Genomic DNA, 21222 nt, shown 5'->3' with positions numbered 1-21222 from the left:
CCAATGAAAATATATGATATTTCCCTGCCAATTGCCTGCGATATGCCGGTTTACAAAGGTAAACCGGACAAGCGGCCTGTACTTAGCGTGGCCAGTGATTTTACCATCGGGCCGGTCTATGAGAGTAAACTGGAAATGAATTTGCATACAGGAACTCATCTGGATGCCGCCCTGCATATCTTTCCCGGCGGCGGGACCATCGACAAAATACCATTGACCAGTGTGGTGAACAAATGCAGCGTATTGGATTTACGCCAGGTGACAGAGAAAATTACAGCCGCCGATCTGGCTGTTCGGCCTATTGCCGGCGGTGATTTTGTGTTATTGAAAACCCGGAATTCCTATGAACAAATCCTGGAAGGGCAGTTTATCTATTTGACAGGCGGCGGAGCCGAATATTTGGTTAATTGCGGCGTAGCCGGCGCGGGAATTGATGCCCTGGGGATTGAACGTAATCAGCCCGGTCATCCTGCCCATCGCTTATTGCTGGGCGCCGGGCTGCCGGTGTTAGAAGGGCTGAATCTGAAAGAGCCGCCGGCCGGACGCTATTTGCTCGTTGCCGCTCCGCTGAATATTATCGGCGCTGAAGCTGCGCCGGTCAGAGCCTTGTTATTGCCGCTGCCGAAAGAGTGGCAATGCCTGGAATGAGCCGTTTTAAGCCTGCTTGAAGCATATTTTGTTGTATGTCCCAGGCTAAGCCTTTTGTTATAATTTTAATAAGTTTAAAAAGTCTAATGTTTAACGGCAATTGCTTGAACCAGCATACCAGCAATTGACAAATGTTCCGACAGCAGTTATATTGAAATAGATGACTTATTCTCAGGGCGGGGTGCGATTCCCCACCGGCGGTATCCCAGCAGGCTGGGGAGCCCGCGAGCGCTCTTTTGATTGAAGAGGTCAGCAGAACTGGTGAGAGACCAGTGCCGACGGTACAGTCCGGATGAAAGAGGATAGGGCAGTGAGCGTGTTTTTATCTAGAGTCAAAGTATTTATGTGGCTTGATTTTGCTGGCTGTCTATCTTGTTGCCCTGATTCTGATAGGTCGAACTAATGTTTAGGAGGCGTACTTATTTTGAATCAGAACTTGTTAGAAAAGTTTGGAACACCGCTGGAGAGAGTGGAAAAAGCGGTTGCAGCCCTGCGGCAGGGACACGGCGTGCTGGTCACTGATGATGAACAGCGGGAAAACGAAGGCGATATCTTTTTTGCCGCCGAAACACTGACTGCTGAACAAATGGCCCTTTTAATCCGCGAATGCAGCGGTATTGTATGCCTGTGTCTGCCGGAGGATAAAGTTCAGGTGCTCGAACTGCCGCCCATGGTGGGGGACAATACCAGCAGTTTTCAAACGCCTTTTACCGTATCGATCGAGGCGTCTTCCGGCGTTACTACCGGTGTATCGGCTGCCGACCGGGTGGCCACAGTTAAAGCTGCGGTTGCAGATGGCGCTCAGCCCGCCGATTTGCGCCGGCCTGGACATGTCTTTCCGTTACAAGCCAAGCGCGGCGGCGTTTTTGAGCGTCAGGGACATACGGAAGCGAATGTTGATCTAATGCGCCTGGCCGGATTGAAGCCTTATGGCGTATTGTGCGAATTGACCAACCCTGACGGGACAATGGCCCGGTTGCCGCAAATCGTAAATTTTGCTGAGAAAAATAATATGCCGGTAGTTACCATTGATGATATAATCGAATACCGGAAAGCGCACGGCTGTTAACCCGCGGTTGCGCAACAGCGATTCAACAAAAAATCGTTTTATCACTTGACAAAGTCAGGAAAAAAGCTTATCATCGTTATAATGTAAATTGATCCTGTTTCGGGGAGATTAGCTGATCAGTATAACTGAAGGCCGAGCTGTTGCCTAATCTCCTGACAGATGATTGAATGAAGGATAAAATTGGATAAGGCATTGGGCCTAATCGACCAGTAAACTGGAGGTTAACCATCAAATGGTTAGCCTCTTTTCTGTTTTTTCAGCGTTGATTTACTTGCAACCGCTATACCCAGTGCAACCCGCGGTTGTTTATATAGAGTAAATCTATTATTTGGAGGGATTTATATGTTTTTTTTGTCCACTGATAAACGTAAAGCGGCGGCTGGCAGACTTTATGCGGTGATTGCGCTTATCTTAATGGCTGCCGTTGGCCTGACAGGCTGCGGCGCCAAACAAACGGCGGGAACGGATGCTGCCGGACAACCTCCGGTTACCTTACTTAATGTTTCTTATGACCCTACCCGTGAGCTGTATAAAGAGTTTAACGAGTCATTCGCCAAGTACTGGAAAGAAAAAAACGGCCAGGAGGTTACGATTAAACAATCCCATGGCGGTTCCGGCAAACAGGCCCGGTCGGTGCTTGATGGCCTGGAAGCCGATGTGATCACTTTGGCTTTGGCTGACGATGTCTATCCGCTGCAAAAGGCCGGCCTGATAGCGGCCGACTGGGAGAAAAGACTGGCGAATAACGCTACTCCTTATACATCAACCATTGTTTTTTTGGTACGCAAGGGAAATCCCAAGAATATTAAAGACTGGGATGATTTGACCCGTGACGATGTGGCGGTGATCACGCCAAATCCCAAAACGAGCGGCGGAGCCCGCTGGAATCATTTGGCCGCCTGGGGTTACGGTCTGAAAAAATTTAATAACGATGAAAATCAGACCAAGGAATTCCTGGCGAAGATTTATAAAAACGTACCGGTGCTGGATACCGGAGCCCGCGGCTCTACCACGACTTTTGTGGAACGCGGCATTGGCGATGTTCTGCTTGCATGGGAAAATGAAGCCTTGCTGGCAACGATTGAGTTAGGCAAGGATAAGTTTGATATTGTCGCCCCTTCGCTGAGCATTTTGGCCGAGCCGCCGGTAGCAGTAGTGGACCAGGTCGTCGACAAAAAAGGCACCAGGGCGGTGGCGACTGCTTATCTTGAGTATTTGTATACTCCGCAGGGACAGGAGCTTGCCGCTAAGTATTTCTACCGGCCGCGCAATGAGGCTGTGGCTAAAAAATATGACAGTCAATTCCCAAAACTTAATTTGTTTACGATCAGCGATTTAGGAGGCTGGGGCGAGGCTGGCAAAAAGCATTTTGCGGATGGCGGTATTTTTGATCAGATCTATACGCCAAAAAAATAACGGGATAGGTAGAATGGTATGCGGAGTTTGCCAACGTTAAAAAAACACAGTATCTTGCCGGGTTTCGGGCTGACCCTGGGATTTACCATGCTGTATCTGGGGTTGGTGGTCTTAATTCCACTGTCCACAATTTTTCTTAAAACCATGGGAATCAGCGGCGCGCAGTTGTGGTCGATAGTAACCGAGCCCCGGCTGGTGGCTTCATATCAATTAAGTCTGGGCGCGTCTCTGGCCGCGGCGTCATTGAATGCTGTTTTTGGCTTACTTGTAGCCTGGGTGCTGGTCCGTTATCAGTTCCCGGGCAAAAAGCTGATTGACGGGCTGGTGGATTTGCCGTTTGCCTTGCCGACGGCTGTTGCCGGCATTACCTTAACCACCTTGTTTGCTCCCAATGGCTGGATTGGGCAGTATTTTGCCCTGGCCGGGATTAAGGTGGCATTTGCCCCTCTGGGCGTAGTGGTAGCGCTGACTTTTATCAGCCTGCCCTTTGTTATCCGGATGGTGCAACCGGTTTTGCAAACGCTGGACAAGGAAGTTGAAGAGGCTGCCGCCTGCCTGGGCGCCAATCGCTGGCAGACATTTGTTAAGATTATTTTTCCGGAGCTTATGCCCGCTTTGCTGACCGGCTTTGCCCTGGCTTTTGCCCGGGCGTTGGGAGAATACGGTTCAGTCGTCTTTATTTCCGGCAATATGCCCATGCAAACGGAGATTACCCCTTTATTAATTATGATCAAACTGGAGCAGTATGATTATGCCGGCGCCAGCGTGGTGGCCGCGGTGATGCTTGTAACCTCATTTGTGCTATTGTTTTTCATTAATATACTGCAATGGTGGAGCAGTAACCGCCATGCTTAATTAGGAGGTGCCTGCGATGGCCGGACCTATTGCCTTGCGGTACGGAACGCCGAAATTGCGCTCGCAGACGACAACCGAACGGCCTGTTGTACGCTGGCTGCTGATTGGCGTTGCCCTGACCTTTTTAGGGTTAATGCTGGTCATACCGCTGATTGCCGTTTTTGTAAAAGCACTGGAAAGCGGAATTGCCGTTTATTTAAAAGCAATTATTGAACCTGATGCATTGGCAGCCATGCAGCTGACTTTGCTGACCGTGGCCGTGGCGGTACCGGTCAATGCTTTGTTTGGACTGGCGGCGGCCTGGTCGATTGCCAAGTTTGAGTTTACCGGCAAAAGCTTTTTAGTCACTTTGATTGATCTGCCTTTTGCCGTATCACCGGTCATTGCCGGCCTGGTATTTGTTTTTCTTTTTGGTAAGCCCGGCATTCTTTGGCCCTGGTTGTCAGAGCAGGGAATTCAAATCATTTTTGCTCCGCCGGGGATTATACTGGCGACGCTTTTTGTCACATTTCCTTTTGTCGCCCGCGAGCTTATTCCGCTCATGCAGTCGCAGGGCACGACAGAGGAAGAGGCGGCTTTGACTTTGGGGGCCAGCGGCTGGAAAACGTTCTGGCATGTTACTTTGCCCAACATTAAGTGGGCGCTGGTCTATGGCGTCATCCTGACCAGCGCCAGAGCAGTAGGCGAGTTTGGCGCAGTCTCCGTGGTGTCAGGCCATATCCGGGGAGCAACCAATACCCTGCCGCTGCATGTGGAAATTCTATATAACGAGTATCAATTTGTCGCTGCTTTTGCCGTCGCTTCACTGATGACGCTGATGGCCATTTTTACTTTAATCATTAAAAATTTTGTAGAATGGAAGGTCAGGCAGCAGATGAAGAAGGCGGCGATTCAGCAGGGTCAAACGGAGGTTGCCGATGAGTATTGATATTGTGGGAATTCATAAACAATTCGGGACATATGCGGCGTTACAGGATATCAACTTAACGGTGCCGACCGGGGAACTTGTGGCCTTGTTAGGGCCGTCGGGTTCCGGAAAGACAACTTTGCTGCGGATTATTGCCGGTCTGGAAACGGCTGACCAGGGAAGCATTTTGTTTAACGGCGAAGATACGTCAAGTTATGATGTTCAGCAGCGGCAGGTCGGTTTTGTGTTTCAGCATTACGCTTTGTTCAAACATATGAATGTATTCGAAAACGTGGCTTTCGGGCTGAATGTCCGGCCCCGCAAGCTGCGTCCGGCGGCTAAGGAAATTGAGGAAAAAGTGCATAAGCTGCTCAGTCTGGTCAGACTGGATGGCTTTGCGGCCCGTTATCCTTCCCAGCTTTCCGGGGGACAGCGGCAAAGAGTAGCCCTGGCCAGGGCGCTGGCGGTCGAACCGCAGGTGTTATTGCTGGATGAACCATTTGGCGCACTGGACGCAAAGGTTCGCAAAGAACTTCGGCGCTGGCTGCGGCAGTTGCATGACGAGCTGCATATTACCAGCGTATTTGTTACGCATGACCAGGAGGAAGCGCTGGATGTGGCTGACCGGATTGTCATATTAAATCAGGGACGGATTGAGCAGCTTGGTACCCCGGAAGAAGTCTATGAACAACCGAAAAATGCCTTTGTGTATCATTTTCTGGGCAATGTTAATTTATTCCGGGGCCGCATCCAGCAAGGTCGGGTACAGATCGGCTCAATGGAATTTGAAGCACCGGAATATGCCAATGCCCAGGATACCGGTTCCATTGTCAGCTACGTCCGTCCTTATAATCTGGAAATCGAGCGCAAGAGCGGCGGCCAGGCGTATTTCCGGGCGCGCATTATTCATATCCGGGCGGTAGGCCCTACGGCTTTTCTGGAGCTAAGGCGTGAGGATACCGGAGAGCTCATTGAGGCTGAACTGGTTAAGGAACGCTACCGGGAATTAAATTTAAAAACCGGCGAAACGGTTTTCGTAAAACCTAAAGATCTTAAAATTTTTCTGGAAGACTATTGTATTTAGATTAATAGAAAGCGCGATGCAGTCGGGCTTTCTATTGTTTTTGCCCGGCCGTGCTATGGACTTTTGTTCAGGCATAAGATAAAATGAAGAATATCATTCAGCTAACTCGGGAGTAATGGCGCTAACCAGTTTAGCGTTTTATTTTTAGCCAACTGCTGACATTCATCAGCGGAGTTTAGCGGCGGCTTTCGTTTCCGGTAAGCCGGGCAACCCGGAGTTGCGGCTTTCGTCAGCCTAATGCGCTGCTGAGGCAGGGAGGTTAAAATGTCCAAAATACAGATTTGTATCTTAATTATTTGCAATTTGTTTTGGGCCGGTAATTATGTGTTTGGTAAATTTGTCATCGCCGAAATGACGCCGTTTTGGATTACCTATAGCCGCTGGGCGCTGGCGGTATTGCTCTTGTATCCGATTGCCCGCCTGCTGGAGCCGCCGCTGCGGTGGGAGGCGGTAAAGAAAGACTGGCTGTTATTAAGCGGAATGGGCCTGTCGGGCATTATCGGCTATAATGTTATTTTGTATTCGGCCCTTCAGTATACCACGCCCACCAATGCTGCGTTGGTCAGCGCTGTAAATCCGGGTTTAATTGTTGTTTTTTCCGTCCTTATCAATAAAGAGCGAATTTCCCGGTTGCAACTGGGCGGTTTTGTTATTTCCCTGCTCGGCGCTTTGGTTGTTTTGACCAATGGGAGCTTTGCGCGTATCCTGGAAGCCAGGTATAATTCCGGCGATTTGCTGATGCTGGCCGCCGTGCTGGTATGGACCTTTTATACCTTATTGAGCCGCAAGCTTTCTACCCCGCCGATTACCGCAACCACACTATCAACAGCAATTGCTGTGGCGTTGATGTCGCCGTTCGCTGTTTACCAGGGCTTGGATATTGGCTCCATTGGGCCGGTGGCTGTCGCCGGAATTGCCTACATGGTACTGTTTCCCTCCATTGGCTCGTTTGTTTTTTGGAATATTGCGGTGCGGGCGGTTGGCAGCAGCAAAGCCGGTGTTTTTCTCAACCTGATCCCGGTATTTACGGCCGGCATTAGTGTTATGCTGGGAGAGCGCATTTCAGCCGCTCAACTGCTGGGCGGTTTATTGGTATTTTGCGGCGTTTATTTGACTACCGGCTTATTGGAACGGCCAGTCAGCTGCAATCAGGGAGGATAATGCCGCAGTGTATCATGCGGTAAAAGTGAGGTGATAGAAATGGCGCATACCCTGCGGAGCAATATCGTTCCGGGTAAGCTGGTAAAAGTAGTGCAAAAGCAGCATCAGCGAACCGGCCAGTTAACCGAAGGGATTGTAAAGGATATTCTGACTTCCAGTGCAGTCCATCCACGGGGAATAAAAGTACGTTTGACTACGGGAATTATCGGCCGGGTTCAGCAACTGTAAAGAGTAAAGGGCCTGCCGCAACACGGTTTTAAAGAGTGTAAGGCAGCAGGCCCGGAGCGGGAGAGCATTTAAGTGCTGCGCCGCTGCCGCTTACCCTGCGCTTATGCATAATACCCTCCCGCTCCTCAGTGATACTTAAGGCTTAACAACAACAGGGACAGGTCCCTTGTTTGCTTTTGCAAACAAGGGACCTGTCCCTGTTTGAATACGGCTTTCAGCTATTGACCAATTGCCGTCTTGGGGTTTCTGACAAGCGTTCTACTGCGACAGGTCTTTTGTTTTAGCTGTTGCCGTTAACAACATTCACCGGATTTCCGGCGACAAAAGCCTGGATATTATCGGCCATCAGGTTGATGAGCCGTTGCCTGGATTCATAGCGCCGCCAGCCAATATGCGGGGTTATAATGACATTGTTCATGCCGAACAGGGGATTATCCAGCTCCGGCGGTTCGGGATCCTGTACGTCCAGGCCCGCTCCGGCAATGATTTTATTGCGCAAAGCCGCAATCAGATCGGCTTCATTGATTAAAGCTCCGCGGGAGGTATTGATGATATAGGCGGAAGCTTTCATCAGCTCCAGCCGTTCTTTGTTGATGATATGCCTGGTCGCGTCATTCAGCGGGCAGTGCAGGGAAACAAAGTCGCTTTGCTCCAGCAGCCGCTCAAGCGTGGTAAACCTGGCATTTATTTCAGTCCAGTCTTTGGGGCGCGGATTGTAGGCGAGGATATTCATGCCGAGAGCCAGGGCAATGCTGGCGGTTTGCCGGCCGATTGCACCGGCGCCGACAATGCCAAGCGTTTTACCGCGCAGCTCAAAATGGGGCACCTGCAGGTATTTCGTAAAATTAGCAAAATTTTTGCGTTCCAGCATGGATTGCTGCTGGGGCAGTGAAGCGCTCAGATTCAAGATAAAGGTAATTGCCAGTTGGGCCACTGCTTCGGTGCTGTAACTGGGAATATTGCAAACAGCAATATTTTTCTCGCGGGCGGCAACAATATCAATGTTGTTATAGCCTGTGCCGGCCTCGCAAATCAACCGGACGGACGACGGAAATTGCGAGATGACGTCACGGCCGACAGGCAACTCTTTCGTAATGATAATATTTTGCCCCTGGACCCTGCCGACAATTTCTTCATTGCTGCTGGCGTCATAGCAGGTCAAGGCGGTCAGCCGGCTGAGCGGGGAAAAATCAAGCTTATGGTCAAAGTCCAGTTTGGCTGCATTGAGGAATACCGTTTTCATCAAAAAACCTCCTGATACCGTGAGTCGCTTAAATTTTGCGATTAGAATGCGAGGATATGACGTTTCGGCCAACGAAGCAGGGCGGAAAAAGACCGCATGCTAAGCCCAATGTTTAGGTGACGCACGATATGATGTTGGAATATTCTTAAATATAAGTATATGGCGGACGTTGACGCCTGTCAATCGGTGCAGAGATGTCTTGAATGCGACAAGCCGGTTATTTCCGGAAAAGAGGCGGGCCCGGCTGCGTTTACAGTAAAGAGGGACGCTACAATGACACGGCATTTTTAGCGTCCCTCTCTCTCAACTGGAATTTAGCTCGTTATTGAGCGAACGGCGACAATTTTCCAACTGCGATAATTATCACGTTCCAGATTCATGATATACTGTTTGCCGGTGGTGCTCTTTTTAATCAGAACAGAAGCGCTGCTGCCGGTTTGGGAAACCAGGCTGAAGGAGTCCTTATTCCGGTCTAAGCCGTACTGGGAAGCGTTGGTTTTCGCAAACTCCACCGGACTGACCGTGGTAGAGCCGGTTCGGTAATTGCCGCTGTAACGCCAGGTGTTATCATTGTCGCGGTAATAATAGCCGCCGTTATAATAGCCTCTGCTGCGACCGTCATAGCGGGTGTCGTAGTGTGCGCCATTGCGATAATTATCGCTGCTATAATAGATGCGGCCATTCCCGTCAACCCAGCCGCGGTTTTCACTCGAGCTGGGCCAGCTGGTTCTGTGTTGGTGCCAGCCTCCGCTCCGATTGGTTGATTTATTGCTTTTTGTATCTTTACTGCTTTTTGTCGCAACTTTTTTAACCGATTGCTGGTCATTATGGTAAGTCATGCCGGTCGTGTTGTCGGCGGCGCTGACAACTGCAGGCAAGCCGGCGCCGGCCATAATTGCCGCTCCGGCTACTGCGGCGGCATACCGTTTGTATTTGCGGCGGATCAGCTTACTGGTGGCAGATTTTTTGTCCACGAAAAATCCCTCCCCATTTTTTTATAACCTGGCTATAATGATAGTTTTTCATTATTACAGGACGTTGATTCGTGGTAATTTTAACTGACTTATTCATGAACAAAATACATGATTAATTCACTGTTGCTGGTATATACTAAAATTACTAAGTTTAAACTGGAGTTTTAATTCAAATTTTGCGAAAAAATAAGTTTTTTATAAAAAAAGATTGACAAATAATTGAATCGATAATATTATTTAATTAATAATAATTATGATTAACATTGAAGGAGTGGTTAGCATGTTCGTTAAGGTTGGTCAGCAAGCGCCGGATTTTTCGATGGTAACGACAAAAAACCTGGACACTCTGGATGAAGTTGCGAAACTTGAAGATTACCGGGGTAAATGGCTAATATTGTTTTTTTACCCACTTGATTTTACTTTTGTCTGCCCAACTGAAATCCGTGGCTTCAACGCCAAGCTGGCCGAATTTAAACAGCATGGCGCTGAAATACTGGGCGTCAGTGTGGACAGTGTGCATTCACATAAGGCCTGGATTCATACTTCGCGTGATGCCGGCGGTTTAGGCGGGCTTGACTATCCGCTGGCCTCAGATATTACAAAAAAAGCAGCCAGGGATTACGGTGTGCTGATTGAAGAAGAGGGAATTGCGCTGCGGGGTTTATTTATCATTGACCCCGAAGGAATACTTCGTTATCAGGTAGTGGCCGATTTGAATGTGGGCCGCAGCGTGGATGAAACTTTACGGGTATTGCAGGCATTACAAACCGGCGGTCGTTGCCCGATTGACTGGCAGCCGGGGGAAAGAACGATTTAGTACATAGCCGCACTGTTGGAAATACTGCAGATGATGAGTGTGACGGCAGAACGGGAATTTTTAATTGTTTCCGTGCTGCTGTCACCGTTCATGGGCGGCGGATAATGCCGGTCCGCGCAGGGAATCTGTTTGATTTGTATATGTTAGTCCGGTCACCACTCATAAAATTTAAACAGGAGGGATTTACCGATGTCAGAGCAGGATAGCAAAAAGAAAAAAATCGTAGACTGTAGTAGTGCAGGCAAAGGTTTTGCGCGGACGGACGACAGTGATATAGCGCCGGAGAATTGTCCGTTGCCGCCCGGCCAGGCCAAAGGATTTGCCAGAACCGAGGATAGCGACGAACCCGCAGCCTGCGGTAAAGGCCGGGATTGCAGCAGCGCCGGCAAGGGCTTTGCGCGGAGCGAAGACTGTGAGGTAGCGCCTGAGGATTGTGCATTGCCGGACGGTCCCGGTAAAGGTTTTGTTAAAAGCTACAACCCTAAGAAAAATTAATTATATTCGTAAACTTCAGGCATGGTTAACAACCGTCGCCTGAAGTTTTTTATTTGTCAGGGAGTTGCCGTTTATTTTGCTGAACATACAATATCATTACCATGGTATTGAAGGAGGCGGCGCCTGATGCCAGTTGAAATTACAGCGTTACACTGGACGTTTAGCCTGTTCATTGTACTCATTATGGCTGCAATGCTGCTAAGGCGGGATAGCAGCCTGCTATGTATAACCGGCGTATTTATCCTCGGTTGTTTTGCCACAGCCAGTCTCAGCCAGGCTGTGATTGGCGTCTTTAACAGTTTTGTTTATGCTGTGAGTGAACTTGCAGGCACAATTCTGGTCATCTCCATCATTGTCGCAATGGGTAAAGTGCTGTCAGGAACGGGCATTAATGAATGTATGGCAGCGCCCTTCGCCCGGATTATCCGCTCGCCGGGAATGGCTTACTGGCTAACCGGCGGATTTATGATGGGCGTTTCCTGGTTTTTCTGGCCGTCGCCGGCAGTAGCCTTAATGGGAGCTGTGCTGCTGCCGGTTGGACGTCGGGTTGGTCTGCCGGCGATTGGCATGGCGATGGCGATGAATTTATTCGGTCATGGGATTGCCTTGTCCGGTGACTGGGTCATTCAGGCTGCACCAAAGCTGACGGCGGATGCAGCCGGAATTCCGGTGCAGGACGTGGTCAGCGCCAGCTTGCCGCTGGTTTTGGTTATGGGTCTGGTAACGGTGAGTGTTGCTTACCTTATGCTGCGCCGGGATATGGCTAATGGCAGCCTGGTTGTAGAAGCGGCGGAAAAAAACACTGCCGGGGTACGGTTAAGCCAAATGGATTTTGCGCTGGGGGACAGGCTGAAAAAGCTGCTGGCCGCTGTGATTCCATTGCTGTTTGCCATTGATGTGGCTGTTATGTATAAGCTTAATTTACGGGGCAGTGATGCAACCGCGCTTATTGGCGGTACGGCTATTTTTATTCTGGTATTGATCGCGCTGTTGAGTCATCGCGGTCGGGTATTGGAGCAGACAACCACTTATTTGGTAGAAGGCTTCACCTTCGGTATGACTGTTTTTGGCCCGATTATTCCGATTGCCGCTTTTTTTTATTTGGGGGATGACGGTTTTTTGGCTATTTTTGGCCCGGCTTTGCCGGCAGGGTCTAACGGTTTGGTCAATGACCTGGGTATGCTGCTGGCTCAGTCTGTGCCGATCAACGCAGCGGTTGGCGCTTTTACCATTACGATCGTCGGCATGATTACCGGACTGGATGGGTCGGGCTTTTCCGGTATTTCACTGGTCGGTTCCCTTGCCAAACTGTTTTCGGTTTCTACCGGTTCAGGGATAGCAACAATGACTGCGCTGGGACAGATTGCCGCAATATTTACCGGCGGCGGGACCCTGATTCCCTGGAGTGTAATCGCTGTTGCGGCAATTTGTAATGTCAGCCCATTCGAATTGGCGCGCCGCAATTTGTTGCCGGTGCTGTCCGGTCTCCTCGCGATGGCTGTTGCGGGGGCGCTGCTAATCTAAGCTATGAGCATCTTCCTCAGCCTTAATTCCGCAATATTTGGGGCTTAAGGCTGCCGGTTTTGCCCGGTGTGTGGTATAATCATTTACACTTGGCTGTTACTGTCAGGCCTATCTTACTGAGGGAGCGTTCCAATGAAATGCAAAGCAAATCTGTTGTTACTGACAACCGCAGCTATCTGGGGGCTGGCTTTTGTCGCCCAGCGGGCGGGGATGGAGTTTATCGGTCCTTTTACTTTTAACGGCATCCGGTTTGCCCTGGGGGGACTGTCCCTGATTCCCCTTATGGTCTATTATCGGGGCAGGGCGGACGGCCAGGGGACGGTTCTGGCAAACTCCTGGCGCGCCGGTATCGCTGCCGGCGCTATTTTATTTATCGCGGCATCATTGCAGCAAATTGGCTTAATTTATACAACTGCCGGCAAAGCTGCTTTTATCACCTGCTTGTATATTGTGCTCGTTCCGCTGGCCAGCGTGTTTTTAAGGCAGCGAATTGCCTGCAGTACCTGGCTTGGTTCGGTACTGGCCGTTGCGGGCCTGTATTTATTGTGTGTCAAAGAAAGCTTTGTTGTAGCTTATGGCGATTGGCTTGAGGCGGCAGGCGCCGCCTTTTGGACAGCCCATATTCTGCTGATTGACCGGTTTGTCCGGCGAACCAGCTTCTTGCAGCTGGCGTTTACGCAGGTCATGACCTGCGCGGCGCTTAGTATGCTTGTCGCCGCGGTTATAGAAACAATAACGCCTGCAGGAATTTTACAGGCTGGCGTTCAGCTGCTGTACGGCGGCGTTTGTTCAGTTGGCATTGCTTATACCTTACAGATCATCGGGCAGAAAAATGCCCCTCCGGCCCATGCTGCGATTATTTTGAGCATGGAAACGGTTTTCGCTGTGCTGGGCGGCTGGTTCATTTTGGGCGAACAACTGGCTTCACGGGAGCTTGCCGGTTGTGTTTTTATGCTGGCAGGTATGCTTTTGGCGCAGGTGAGCAGTCTGCCGTCACAAAATAAGGGCGGCGTTGAGGCTGGCTCCTAGCACCTTATCAGCTTTAGTCCAGTGATGCTGACAGTAAAAAATAACCTGCCGTATCGGCAGGATTAGGTTTGCAGTTCTACGAGTGCGGTATTCATTGCTTTGGTCAGATCGCACGGCAGCGGTGCAGTTACGGTTACTGTATGGTTGGCTGCTAAATGCCGGAAGCTTACAGTGGCGGCGTGCAGGGCCTGACGGGGAATGAGCGGCGTGCGCTGGCCATACATGCCGTCGCCAAGCAGCCGGCAGCCGGCGTGAGCCAAATGCACTCTGATTTGATGAGTCCGGCCGGTATCAAGGGTCAGTTCAAGCAAGGCAATACCGCCGGCCGAGGTCCCGCGCGTCCGGTAATGCGTGACTGCCGGCGCTCCGTCGGGCGTTACCACGCGCCGGTTAGGCAAGACGGGGTGCCGGCCAATCGGCGCGTCAATGACGCCGGCCGGTGGATTTGGCGGTTCCTGGACCAAGGCCCAATAAGCGCGTTTCAGGCTCCGTGATTTCAGTTGCTGTTCCAGGAGAGACTGGCTGCGGGCGTCTTTGGCAAAGATTACACAACCGGAGGTGTCCCGGTCCAGGCGGTGAACGGCTCTTACCGTTGTTATTAAGCCGCGCTGCTGCAAATGGTAAGCCAGAAAATTTGCCAGCGTGCCGCCGGTTGTCCGGCCGGCGGGATGAACCAGTTGTTTTGGCGGTTTGTTCAAAACCAGCAAAAAATCATCCTCATAGAGAATTTCAACAGGCCCTGGTTCAGGCTGGACTCCGTAACCGCTGTCGGCAAGCGTCATGACCTGTAGACGGTCATTTGACTCGAGTTTTTTTTGCAGAAAAACCCGTTTACCGTTAAGTCGGATACCATTTTGCCTGGTTAGTTTTTGCAATTGGCGGCCGGAAAGGAGCAAAACCTGTTTTAAATAGCTTTCAACAGTAAGGCTTTCGTGTTCCGGCGTTATTTTATAGGCGGTGAATACTTTCATTGCAGTTCTCCCTAACAATAGATTAATGGCAGGAATTGGCGCGGCGACAGAGAAAGTGCTTTACGGGATATAGCTAAAAAGCGCTATTTGGGGAAAATCAAATAGCGCCTTCGATAGGTTTATGATTAGACAGAATCGTGTTTAAAATTCACGGCGATCCGGTTTGCCGTCTTTTTTCTGTTTCAATTTGTTCCAGAGCAGACGGCCGCCGATAACAACAGCCGCGACGATCATTACATTAAACAGCAGGCCCAATAGTGAGGCCAGCATTGCCGAATCACCGAACAGGCTGCCGAACAGGCCGCCTAACAACATCCCGCCGCCCAGCAGACCCAAATTACGCATCATACCGCCAGCGGCAGAGGGCTGCTGCTGTTGCTGCGCAGCGGGCGTCGCCGGTTTAGCGGCAGGCGCTTTATCGCCATAGCTGCCGGCAGGCGCTGAAGGTTTGTACTGGGATGCGGGCGCTTGCTGGGCAGGCGCCGAACGCGGGGCCGACATCCGTGGTTTGAAACTTCCTTTGGCCGCAAAACCAATGGAACTACAGGCAAAAATAATCATTAAAGTACAAATAAACAGTTTTTTCAAATGCTATTCCTCCACATGCTTTTGTATATCTTCCGGGAACGTATAGATTTCAGCTAAATTTGGCAGTTCACCGGATAAGTACCTGTCAATGTCATGGACATCGATGTAAAAGGTGCAATTGACCTCCATAAAGCCCTGCTCCCGGCCTTGACTCAAGTTTCGGACGGTCATAAGACGCTCCCGCAGCTTAAGACAGTCCTCTTGTGAAGCAACGACGCCAAGTGTTGCCAAAGGAACTCCGTAGTCGCGCAAAATATCATGTAAGCTTAGCCTTTCCGACATGTTCATCCTCCCGCTTGATGTTATTTGAAGAATGGTCCCCTTGCCGCTCGGAATCAATCATGCCGGGCTGAAAATAAATAGACCAAGCCTATATGAGGTGTCATATAAGCAAGGTCTTACCGGCAACAAACGCCAGCATAGCCGGGCATTTGTCTGCGCCGTACTGACACACGGTGAGGCTGCTTCCCTTGCGAACATAGAATCAGTTTGAGTATAGCTGAAATGCAGCCGCTCTGTCAAGTAATGCCGGTTTAGTATCGGAATTGACGTTCCTGACCTTGTTTCAACCGGGCTTATTGCATAACTGTGGAGTAAAGAGCAACAATAAGAACGGCCGGACGTATTCTATACGAAGCCGAATCCGGCAAACGGCAGCGAAAGCAGGAATGCGCCGCCAAGGAAGTGAATATTTTTCATAAGAACGTTGCAAACGAACTAAAGGGGGACTTTAAGAATTATGGAGCGGAAGTTACTGGAAAAATATGCCCGGCTTATTGTCAAGACAGGCGTTAATATTCAAAAAAATCAAATTCTGGTGATCAATTCACCGATTGAGTGTGCTGGTTTTACCCGGCTGATCGCTCTGGCTGCTTATGAAGAAGGCGCCCGGGATGTTATTTTAAACTGGAAAGATGAGCTGTTTAGCAAAATACGCTTCCTTCATGCGCCGGAAGAAGTGTTTGCAGAATTTCCTGAATGGCAAAAGCAGTTTTATTTAACCTATTTGCGGCAAGGTGCGGCTTTTTTGAGTATTTCGGCGTCCGATCCCGAATTGTTAAAGGAAGTTCAGCCGGCCAGGGTGGCGACAGCGCAAAAAACCGGCAGTATTGCCCTGCGGGAATACCGTGAGGCCCTGATGAGCAATAAAAATGCCTGGTGCGTTGTATCTATCCCGACCATTGCCTGGGCCCGGAAAGTCTTTCCCGCGCTGGCGCCGGAACAGGCGGTGGCAAAACTGTGGGAAGCCATTCTGGCCGTAGTCAGAGTCTCGCAGGAGGATCCGGTGGCTGCCTGGGAAAAGCATAAGGAGGATTTAAAACACAGGATGGAATGGCTTAACGCTCAGCAGTTCCAGTCGCTGCATTATCAAAATTCACTGGGTACGGATCTAACCATTGAACTGCCAAAGCGCCATCTATGGCTGGGCGGGGCTGAGACTACACCGTCCGGTCTGGAATTTGTCGCCAATATGCCAACGGAAGAGGTATTCACCCTGCCGGATAAAACCGGAGTCAACGGTACCGTGGTAAGCTCCAAACCGCTCAATTATAACGGCAATTTAATTGAGGAATTTACGCTTAAGTTTAAAAATGGAAAAGTGGTAGAATATACCGCTGCCCAAGGACAGGAAATCCTGACAAAACTCATTGAAACAGATGAAGGTTCTCATTATCTTGGCGAGGTGGCTTTGGTTCCTTACCATTCACCGATTTCCCGCTTAAACCTGCTGTTTTATAATACCCTGTTTGATGAAAATGCCTCCTGCCATCTGGCGATCGGCAAGGCCTATCCTGTCTGTATCAAGAACGGGGAAAACATGAGCCCTGAAGAACTGGCGCAGGCCGGAGTCAATGATTCGCTGGTTCATGAAGATTTTATGATCGGTACGGCTGACCTGGAAATCACCGGCGTAACCGCAGCCGGTGAGAAAATTGCAATATTTAAAGAAGGGAACTTTGCCTTTTAAGAAAACAAGACGCGGGGAATAACCGCAAAGTACGCGAAGTACTCGAATAAGTATCGCGCCTTGTTTTTTTGCGTTCCCTTCGCGTCCTTTGCGGTTAAGCGTTACCGGTTTGCCGCCGGCTTAACATGGCTGTGACGGTTTAACGAGATGATCGCGGCAATGGCCGCAAAGCAGGCTCCGGCTAAGAGAGCGGCGTGATAGCCGGATAAGAAGGCGGCGGCCAGCTGATCCGGCGTAGGCGCCGGCAGGTTTTCCAGCAGATTCAGGCGGCGGCCTTCAAAAATAGAAACAGCGGCGGCAATGCCGCTTACCATACCGATATTTCTGACCAGGGCGTTAAGGCCGGCGGCTATGCCCAGTTGATTAGGGGCGACCGAACTTAACACACTATTATTGTTTGGCGACTGAAATAAGCCGTTGCCAATGCCGAGAATAGCCTGGCACAGGGCAATTTGCCAAAGCGGCGTGGCGGCGTCGATGGCCGACAGGTACAGCAAGGCGCTGATGGTTAAAGTCAGGCCGCTGACGGTTAACCGCTTAAAGCTGACTTTTTCCGATAAATAGCCGCTAAGCGGAGCGACAACAGCGAGCAGCAACGGAAATGGGGTGATGAGCAAGCCGGTTTGCGTTGGCGTTAAGTTCAAAATGTCGGTTAAGTAGAAGGGCAGCAGCAAATTGTTGCAGAACATTGCCATGAATGAGAATAATCCGGCTAAATTACCGGCCAGAAAAGGCCGGTGACGAAACAGGGATAAATCGATCATCGGCTGGCTTATTCGCTGCTCATAGCCAATAAACCAGCCTAAGGATACAATGCTGATTGCTGCGGCAATCATACTGGTTTGGGAACGCCAGCCCCAGGTATGACCTTCACTTAACAGCAGCAGCAGACTAAGCATGCCAACCGCGAATAAAAAAGCGCCGAAGAAGTCAAACTTTTCTTCACGGCGGCTGTCATCATCTTTCAGAACAAACTGCCCAAGGATAAAAGCAATAATGCCAATCGGCAGATTGATAAAGAATATGGCTGACCAGCCAAGACTGCCAACCAGCAGCCCGCCCAGACTGGGGCCGGCCATTGAGCCCAATGCCACCACCGTGCCTACCATGCCCAACGCCCGGCCCCGGTTCCGGCCGGGAAAAGCGCCGGCTACAAGAGCCTGGCTGTTGGCCATGATCATAGCCGCGCCGACGGCCTGAAGGACCCGCGCCGCAATTAACAGTTGAATGCTAAAGGCAAGCCCGCATAAGGCCGAACCCAGCGTAAATATCAGAAAGCCGGCGGTGAAAACCCTGCGGCGGCCCAGCATATCGCCAGCCCGGCCAAATAGCGGCAGGAGACTGGATATGGTCAATAAATACGCGCTTACCACCCATTGGACAGTGGTCAGCTGTGCGCCCAGGCTGGCTGCAACAACCGGCAAAGCGACATTGACAATGCTGGAATCGAGTGTTGCCATAAAGGTGCCGGTAACGGCAACGCCAAAAACCAGCCAGCGATAATAACTTAGTGATTGCAGGTGTTGCCTCATTGCTTACATACCTCCACAAAATAGACAGTAATGGTTAATTTGTTTGGTACAGACTTTTCTTCATGACTTCAATGAACGGTGAGGGGCGCCCGTTCCAGCAAATCATCAGGCGGTGCAAAGCTCTGGTGCAGACGGTATAGAGAAGCTTGCGCTCCTGTTCATGACAGTAATTGTCTGAATTGGCGTTGTAAACCAATACACCGTCAAATTCCAGGCCTTTGGCCAGAAAGGCCGGAATAATGACAATTCCCCGCTTGAACTCGGCGTCTTCATCAACGATCAGGCTTATTGACCGGTGGGAAGGCAAAGTCTGGTGGAGCGCCGACGCTTGCCGGATGGTTTTGCAGATAACGGCAATTGACCGGCAGCCTGCCGCCTGCATTGACTGAAGTGCTTCCAGCACCTTCGCCGGATCAAGCCGGTCAAATTTTACGACCTGCGGCAGCGGACCCCGGCGGTTAAGGTATGCAACCGGCGTAGCCGCCGGCAGCAAGGCATTGCAAAAAGCCTGAATCTCCTGAGTGGAGCGGTAGCTGCGGCTCAATGTGATCATTCGTGGATTGGCGAAAGCGGCAAGCTGGCTAAGCTGTTCGAATTTTATTCCCTGAATATAGGGATGGACCAATTGCGCCGGATCGCCCAGAATTGTCCAGGAGCAGTCAGGAAACAGTTTGCCAAGTATTTTATATTGAAGTACGGTATAGTCCTGGGCTTCGTCAACAACTAAATATTTAATGGTATTCTTGGCCGGAAATCCGGCCAGTATTCCCTGAAAATATAAAAAAGCCGGGGAGTCTTCATAAGGCATTTTACCCTGGTTAAGCCAGGCGCGGGTTTGCCGGCAGATCGCCGGCCATTCGGGGGGAACACTGGTACCAGCGGATAAACGTTTAAATAAAGTCGAATGGGTAAACAAGCGGCGATAGAGGGTTAGCGGCTGCAGCTGGGTCAATTTGTCAATCTGGCTGATTAAGCCGCCAAGCTCCTGACGGGCTGCCACCCGGGCCAGGGCCTTGATGGTTTGCTCATTGATTTCCTCGCCTGCCGCTACGATTTCAGCTTCTTTTTGCCGGCGTAATTCGTGCGTTAGCGGTCTGATCCGCAAATGAATCAGTTCCCGGATTTTCGTCAGCCGGCGCAGCGGCGGCAAAAAGGAAAAATGGGTAAGATAGTAGTCAAGCCATTCAGCCTTGCTGAAGATCATCCGGCTGCCGAAGGTGATGTCAGGGTAGTCAAGCACCAACTGGTTTTCATAGTAGGATAGGTATTGATCGATGATTCCGGCAAATTCCGGCGATGTTTTATAATGAATGGCCACCAGCCTGGCGGCAAACTCTTTGCCGCTGCGCCCGGTAAGCACATATTCCAGCTGTGCGGCCCGTGATTCAATTTCTATTGGCAGCAAGTCTTTAAAGGATGCGATATAATCCTGAAAGGTTGTTTGCCGGACATTTTCTTCACCCATTTCGGGCAGCACATTGGAAATATAATCGCTAAATATGTGGTTTGGCGAAAATATCAAAATGTTTTGGGCGTTGATGGTCTTGCGGTCCCGGTATAATAAATAGGCGATACGGTGCAGGGCAATGGAGGTTTTTCCGCTGCCGGCCGGTCCCTGTACTAAGAGCAGCTGGTTTTCGTCGTTGCGAATGACCTGGTTTTGTTCGCGCTGAATGCTGGTAACAATTGTATGCATTTTGGCGTCAACGCTTTTGCTGAGAATCTCCTGCAGGATATCATCATCAATTTTAAGATCGGAGTCAAACATATACTTCATTTGTCCCTGGATAATTTTATATTGCCGTTTTAACGTAATAATACCGTTCACTTTGCCCATTGGCGCCTGATAGCAGGCCGCACCCCGTTCGAAATCGTAAAACATTCCTGATACCGGCGCTCGCCAGTCATACACAAGAATTTCACCGGTCTTACGGTCAGTCAGCGTAAGCAGCCCCACATAAATTGGTTCAGGCCGGGTTTCCTGCGAAGTTTCTTCAATAAAGTCAAATCTGCCGAAATAAGGTGAGGACAAAGCCTGTTTAAGCTGCACCTGCCCCTGATGTATGACTGCCGTAATGCTGCGCTGGCGTTCGACTGCCTCAATCATCTGGGCTTCGTCCCACAGATTGCCGCCATAACTTTGCCAGTAATCAGTTAAATTGTTTTGTAATTCGACTTGAGCCTCGGTACACTTGCCGGAGGCCGCGGTAAGCTGTTTGTGGATTTCGGCAAGTGTTCTATTGAGTCTGAGCAGCTCGTCTTCCCGTTCGCTGTCTGTCATGTCAGTCTCCCTTATGGTTGATTGTCCTTCTATTTGCTTGTAGCGGCGCGTTAGCGATAACATCCGGCCTGCCGCCGGTTTTAGCGCTGACGCGGCCCTGTTTTTTTCGATAGGTATACTTATTATATATGAAAATGGCAACTATAGTTGTATTTTTCTTAGTCCAAATTTATTATTACACTCCGGCAGTCCGTTTATCCTGCGCAAAAATCTGCCGGCGGCAGGGATAAAGGAGGCGGCAACCAAGTTTTTTACAATAATAAAAGCCGCCGAAAACAGCAATTGTGTTTGCGCGGCAGTGATTGACAAAGCCGCTCTTCCCCTCCGGCTTTGCTTAAAGCGAGAGGAGCTAAGAGCGGCTAAGTCCCTGAATAGGTTCGAACTATGTTAAAATTATACTATAAAAGGTTACGGAGGGTAACCCAAAGAAT

20 protein-coding genes and 1 riboswitch are annotated in these 21222 nt (G+C 50.2%); of the genes, 13 read left to right on the top strand and 7 right to left on the bottom strand.

All coding sequences use genetic code 11. The features are described 5' to 3' along the window. Positions 1–3 precede the first annotated feature (3 nt). From BLR06_RS10520 to BLR06_RS10485, 8 genes are all read left to right on the top strand, one after another. Positions 4–648, top strand: coding sequence for a cyclase family protein (locus BLR06_RS10520; protein ID WP_092072571.1), 645 nt, complete (start codon positions 4–6; stop codon positions 646–648). A 163-nt stretch (positions 649–811) separates the two neighbouring features. After that, positions 812–956, top strand: a riboswitch (FMN riboswitch). Positions 957–1072: 116 nt separating this feature from the next. Further along, positions 1073–1717 carry a 3,4-dihydroxy-2-butanone-4-phosphate synthase gene (ribB, locus tag BLR06_RS10515; protein ID WP_092072568.1) on the top strand — a complete coding sequence of 215 codons (645 nt, stop codon included), beginning with the start codon at positions 1073–1075 and terminating at the stop codon, positions 1715–1717. 342 nt (positions 1718–2059) lie between these two features. Then, positions 2060–3133, top strand: coding sequence for a sulfate ABC transporter substrate-binding protein (locus tag BLR06_RS10510; protein WP_092072565.1), 1074 nt, complete (start codon positions 2060–2062; stop codon positions 3131–3133). Positions 3134–3151: 18 nt separating this feature from the next. Then, positions 3152–3988 (top strand): sulfate ABC transporter permease subunit CysT, encoded by an 837-nt coding sequence (cysT, locus tag BLR06_RS10505; RefSeq protein WP_092072562.1) that lies wholly within the window; start codon positions 3152–3154, stop codon positions 3986–3988. A 16-nt stretch (positions 3989–4004) separates the two neighbouring features. Then, positions 4005–4916, top strand: a complete 912-nt coding sequence (gene cysW, locus BLR06_RS10500; protein WP_092072559.1) for a sulfate ABC transporter permease subunit CysW — start codon at positions 4005–4007, stop codon at positions 4914–4916. Then, positions 4906–5979 (top strand): sulfate/molybdate ABC transporter ATP-binding protein, encoded by a 1074-nt coding sequence (locus BLR06_RS10495; protein ID WP_092072556.1) that lies wholly within the window; start codon positions 4906–4908, stop codon positions 5977–5979. Before cysW ends, BLR06_RS10495 begins: the two co-directional genes overlap by 11 nt. Positions 5980–6243: 264 nt before the next feature. Then, the gene (locus tag BLR06_RS10490) at positions 6244–7140 is read left to right on the top strand and encodes a DMT family transporter (RefSeq protein WP_092072553.1); all 897 of its coding nucleotides are present in this window, start codon (positions 6244–6246) and stop codon (positions 7138–7140) included. 39 nt (positions 7141–7179) lie between these two features. Further along, the gene (locus BLR06_RS10485) at positions 7180–7368 is read left to right on the top strand and encodes a YwbE family protein (protein ID WP_092072550.1); all 189 of its coding nucleotides are present in this window, start codon (positions 7180–7182) and stop codon (positions 7366–7368) included. A 280-nt stretch (positions 7369–7648) separates the two neighbouring features. Here BLR06_RS10485 and BLR06_RS10480 read toward each other — a convergent pair whose 3' ends face one another. Together BLR06_RS10480 and BLR06_RS10475 are read right to left on the bottom strand one after the other, a co-directional pair. Further along, the gene (locus BLR06_RS10480) at positions 7649–8611 is read right to left on the bottom strand and encodes an NAD(P)-dependent oxidoreductase (protein WP_245698110.1); all 963 of its coding nucleotides are present in this window, start codon (positions 8609–8611) and stop codon (positions 7649–7651) included. 314 nt (positions 8612–8925) lie between these two features. After that, positions 8926–9585: a hypothetical protein gene (locus BLR06_RS10475; protein ID WP_092072544.1), complete on the bottom strand. Its 660-nt coding sequence runs from the start codon at positions 9583–9585 to the stop codon at positions 8926–8928. Positions 9586–9865: 280 nt separating this feature from the next. Here BLR06_RS10475 and BLR06_RS10470 point away from each other — a divergent pair, with 280 nt between their 5' ends. The 4 genes from BLR06_RS10470 (at position 9866) to BLR06_RS10455 (ending at position 13450) form a co-directional block, all read left to right on the top strand. Beyond that, the gene (locus BLR06_RS10470; RefSeq protein WP_092072541.1) at positions 9866–10402 is read left to right on the top strand and encodes a peroxiredoxin; all 537 of its coding nucleotides are present in this window, start codon (positions 9866–9868) and stop codon (positions 10400–10402) included. A 189-nt stretch (positions 10403–10591) separates the two neighbouring features. Further along, positions 10592–10897: a hypothetical protein gene (locus tag BLR06_RS10465; RefSeq protein WP_092072538.1), complete on the top strand. Its 306-nt coding sequence runs from the start codon at positions 10592–10594 to the stop codon at positions 10895–10897. A gap of 126 nt (positions 10898–11023) precedes the next feature. Further along, positions 11024–12421 carry a hypothetical protein gene (locus BLR06_RS10460; RefSeq protein WP_092072535.1) on the top strand — a complete coding sequence of 466 codons (1398 nt, stop codon included), beginning with the start codon at positions 11024–11026 and terminating at the stop codon, positions 12419–12421. A gap of 132 nt (positions 12422–12553) precedes the next feature. Continuing rightward, positions 12554–13450, top strand: coding sequence for a DMT family transporter (locus tag BLR06_RS10455; protein WP_092072532.1), 897 nt, complete (start codon positions 12554–12556; stop codon positions 13448–13450). A 62-nt stretch (positions 13451–13512) separates the two neighbouring features. On the opposite strand, the gene BLR06_RS10450 is transcribed toward BLR06_RS10455, so the two are convergent. The 3 genes from BLR06_RS10450 to BLR06_RS10440 all read right to left on the bottom strand — a co-directional run bounded on the left by BLR06_RS10450 (position 13513) and on the right by BLR06_RS10440 (position 15291). Further along, positions 13513–14421 (bottom strand): RluA family pseudouridine synthase, encoded by a 909-nt coding sequence (locus BLR06_RS10450; RefSeq protein ID WP_092072529.1) that lies wholly within the window; start codon positions 14419–14421, stop codon positions 13513–13515. A 141-nt stretch (positions 14422–14562) separates the two neighbouring features. Further along, complete coding sequence (locus BLR06_RS10445; protein ID WP_092072526.1) at positions 14563–15009, bottom strand: hypothetical protein; 447 nt, start codon at positions 15007–15009, stop codon at positions 14563–14565. A 3-nt stretch (positions 15010–15012) separates the two neighbouring features. Further along, positions 15013–15291 carry a hypothetical protein gene (locus BLR06_RS10440; RefSeq protein ID WP_092072523.1) on the bottom strand — a complete coding sequence of 93 codons (279 nt, stop codon included), beginning with the start codon at positions 15289–15291 and terminating at the stop codon, positions 15013–15015. A gap of 457 nt (positions 15292–15748) precedes the next feature. Here BLR06_RS10440 and BLR06_RS10435 point away from each other — a divergent pair, with 457 nt between their 5' ends. Then, on the top strand, positions 15749–16978 hold the full coding sequence (locus tag BLR06_RS10435) for an aminopeptidase (RefSeq protein WP_092072520.1): 1230 nt from the start codon (positions 15749–15751) through the stop codon (positions 16976–16978). Between the two features lie 101 nt (positions 16979–17079). On the opposite strand, the gene BLR06_RS10430 is transcribed toward BLR06_RS10435, so the two are convergent. Both BLR06_RS10430 and BLR06_RS10425 read right to left on the bottom strand, forming a co-directional pair. After that, a complete protein-coding gene (locus BLR06_RS10430; RefSeq protein WP_092072517.1) occupies positions 17080–18510 on the bottom strand; it encodes an MFS transporter in 1431 nt (476 codons plus the stop codon). 34 nt (positions 18511–18544) lie between these two features. Continuing rightward, positions 18545–20791 (bottom strand): HelD family protein, encoded by a 2247-nt coding sequence (locus tag BLR06_RS10425; RefSeq protein WP_092072515.1) that lies wholly within the window; start codon positions 20789–20791, stop codon positions 18545–18547. Positions 20792–21222: the final 431 nt, after the last annotated feature.

The organism is Dendrosporobacter quercicolus (assembly GCF_900104455.1).
Taxonomy (GTDB): Bacteria; Bacillota; Negativicutes; order DSM-1736; family Dendrosporobacteraceae; genus Dendrosporobacter; species Dendrosporobacter quercicolus.
The sequence above is the reverse complement of the archived record's forward strand: the minus strand, read 5'-3'. Positions and strand labels throughout refer to the sequence as shown.

Excerpts from the sequence above, each read along its gene's own strand:
- BLR06_RS10520 (WP_092072571.1), top strand. The coding sequence starts at position 4 with ATGAAAATATATGATATTTCCCTGCCAATTGCCTGCGATATGCCGGTT.
- BLR06_RS10510 (WP_092072565.1), top strand. The coding sequence starts at position 2,060 with ATGTTTTTTTTGTCCACTGATAAACGTAAAGCGGCGGCTGGCAGACTT.
- cysT (WP_092072562.1), top strand. The coding sequence starts at position 3,152 with ATGCGGAGTTTGCCAACGTTAAAAAAACACAGTATCTTGCCGGGTTTC.
- cysW (WP_092072559.1), top strand. The coding sequence starts at position 4,005 with ATGGCCGGACCTATTGCCTTGCGGTACGGAACGCCGAAATTGCGCTCG.
- BLR06_RS10495 (WP_092072556.1), top strand. The coding sequence starts at position 4,906 with ATGAGTATTGATATTGTGGGAATTCATAAACAATTCGGGACATATGCG.
- BLR06_RS10490 (WP_092072553.1), top strand. The coding sequence starts at position 6,244 with ATGTCCAAAATACAGATTTGTATCTTAATTATTTGCAATTTGTTTTGG.
- BLR06_RS10485 (WP_092072550.1), top strand. The coding sequence starts at position 7,180 with ATGGCGCATACCCTGCGGAGCAATATCGTTCCGGGTAAGCTGGTAAAA.
- BLR06_RS10480 (WP_245698110.1), bottom strand. The coding sequence starts at position 8,611 with ATGAAAACGGTATTCCTCAATGCAGCCAAACTGGACTTTGACCATAAG.
- BLR06_RS10470 (WP_092072541.1), top strand. The coding sequence starts at position 9,866 with ATGTTCGTTAAGGTTGGTCAGCAAGCGCCGGATTTTTCGATGGTAACG.
- BLR06_RS10465 (WP_092072538.1), top strand. The coding sequence starts at position 10,592 with ATGTCAGAGCAGGATAGCAAAAAGAAAAAAATCGTAGACTGTAGTAGT.
- BLR06_RS10460 (WP_092072535.1), top strand. The coding sequence starts at position 11,024 with ATGCCAGTTGAAATTACAGCGTTACACTGGACGTTTAGCCTGTTCATT.
- BLR06_RS10455 (WP_092072532.1), top strand. The coding sequence starts at position 12,554 with ATGAAATGCAAAGCAAATCTGTTGTTACTGACAACCGCAGCTATCTGG.
- BLR06_RS10450 (WP_092072529.1), bottom strand. The coding sequence starts at position 14,421 with ATGAAAGTATTCACCGCCTATAAAATAACGCCGGAACACGAAAGCCTT.
- BLR06_RS10440 (WP_092072523.1), bottom strand. The coding sequence starts at position 15,291 with ATGTCGGAAAGGCTAAGCTTACATGATATTTTGCGCGACTACGGAGTT.
- BLR06_RS10435 (WP_092072520.1), top strand. The coding sequence starts at position 15,749 with ATGGAGCGGAAGTTACTGGAAAAATATGCCCGGCTTATTGTCAAGACA.
- BLR06_RS10430 (WP_092072517.1), bottom strand. The coding sequence starts at position 18,510 with ATGAGGCAACACCTGCAATCACTAAGTTATTATCGCTGGCTGGTTTTT.
- BLR06_RS10425 (WP_092072515.1), bottom strand. The coding sequence starts at position 20,791 with ATGACAGACAGCGAACGGGAAGACGAGCTGCTCAGACTCAATAGAACA.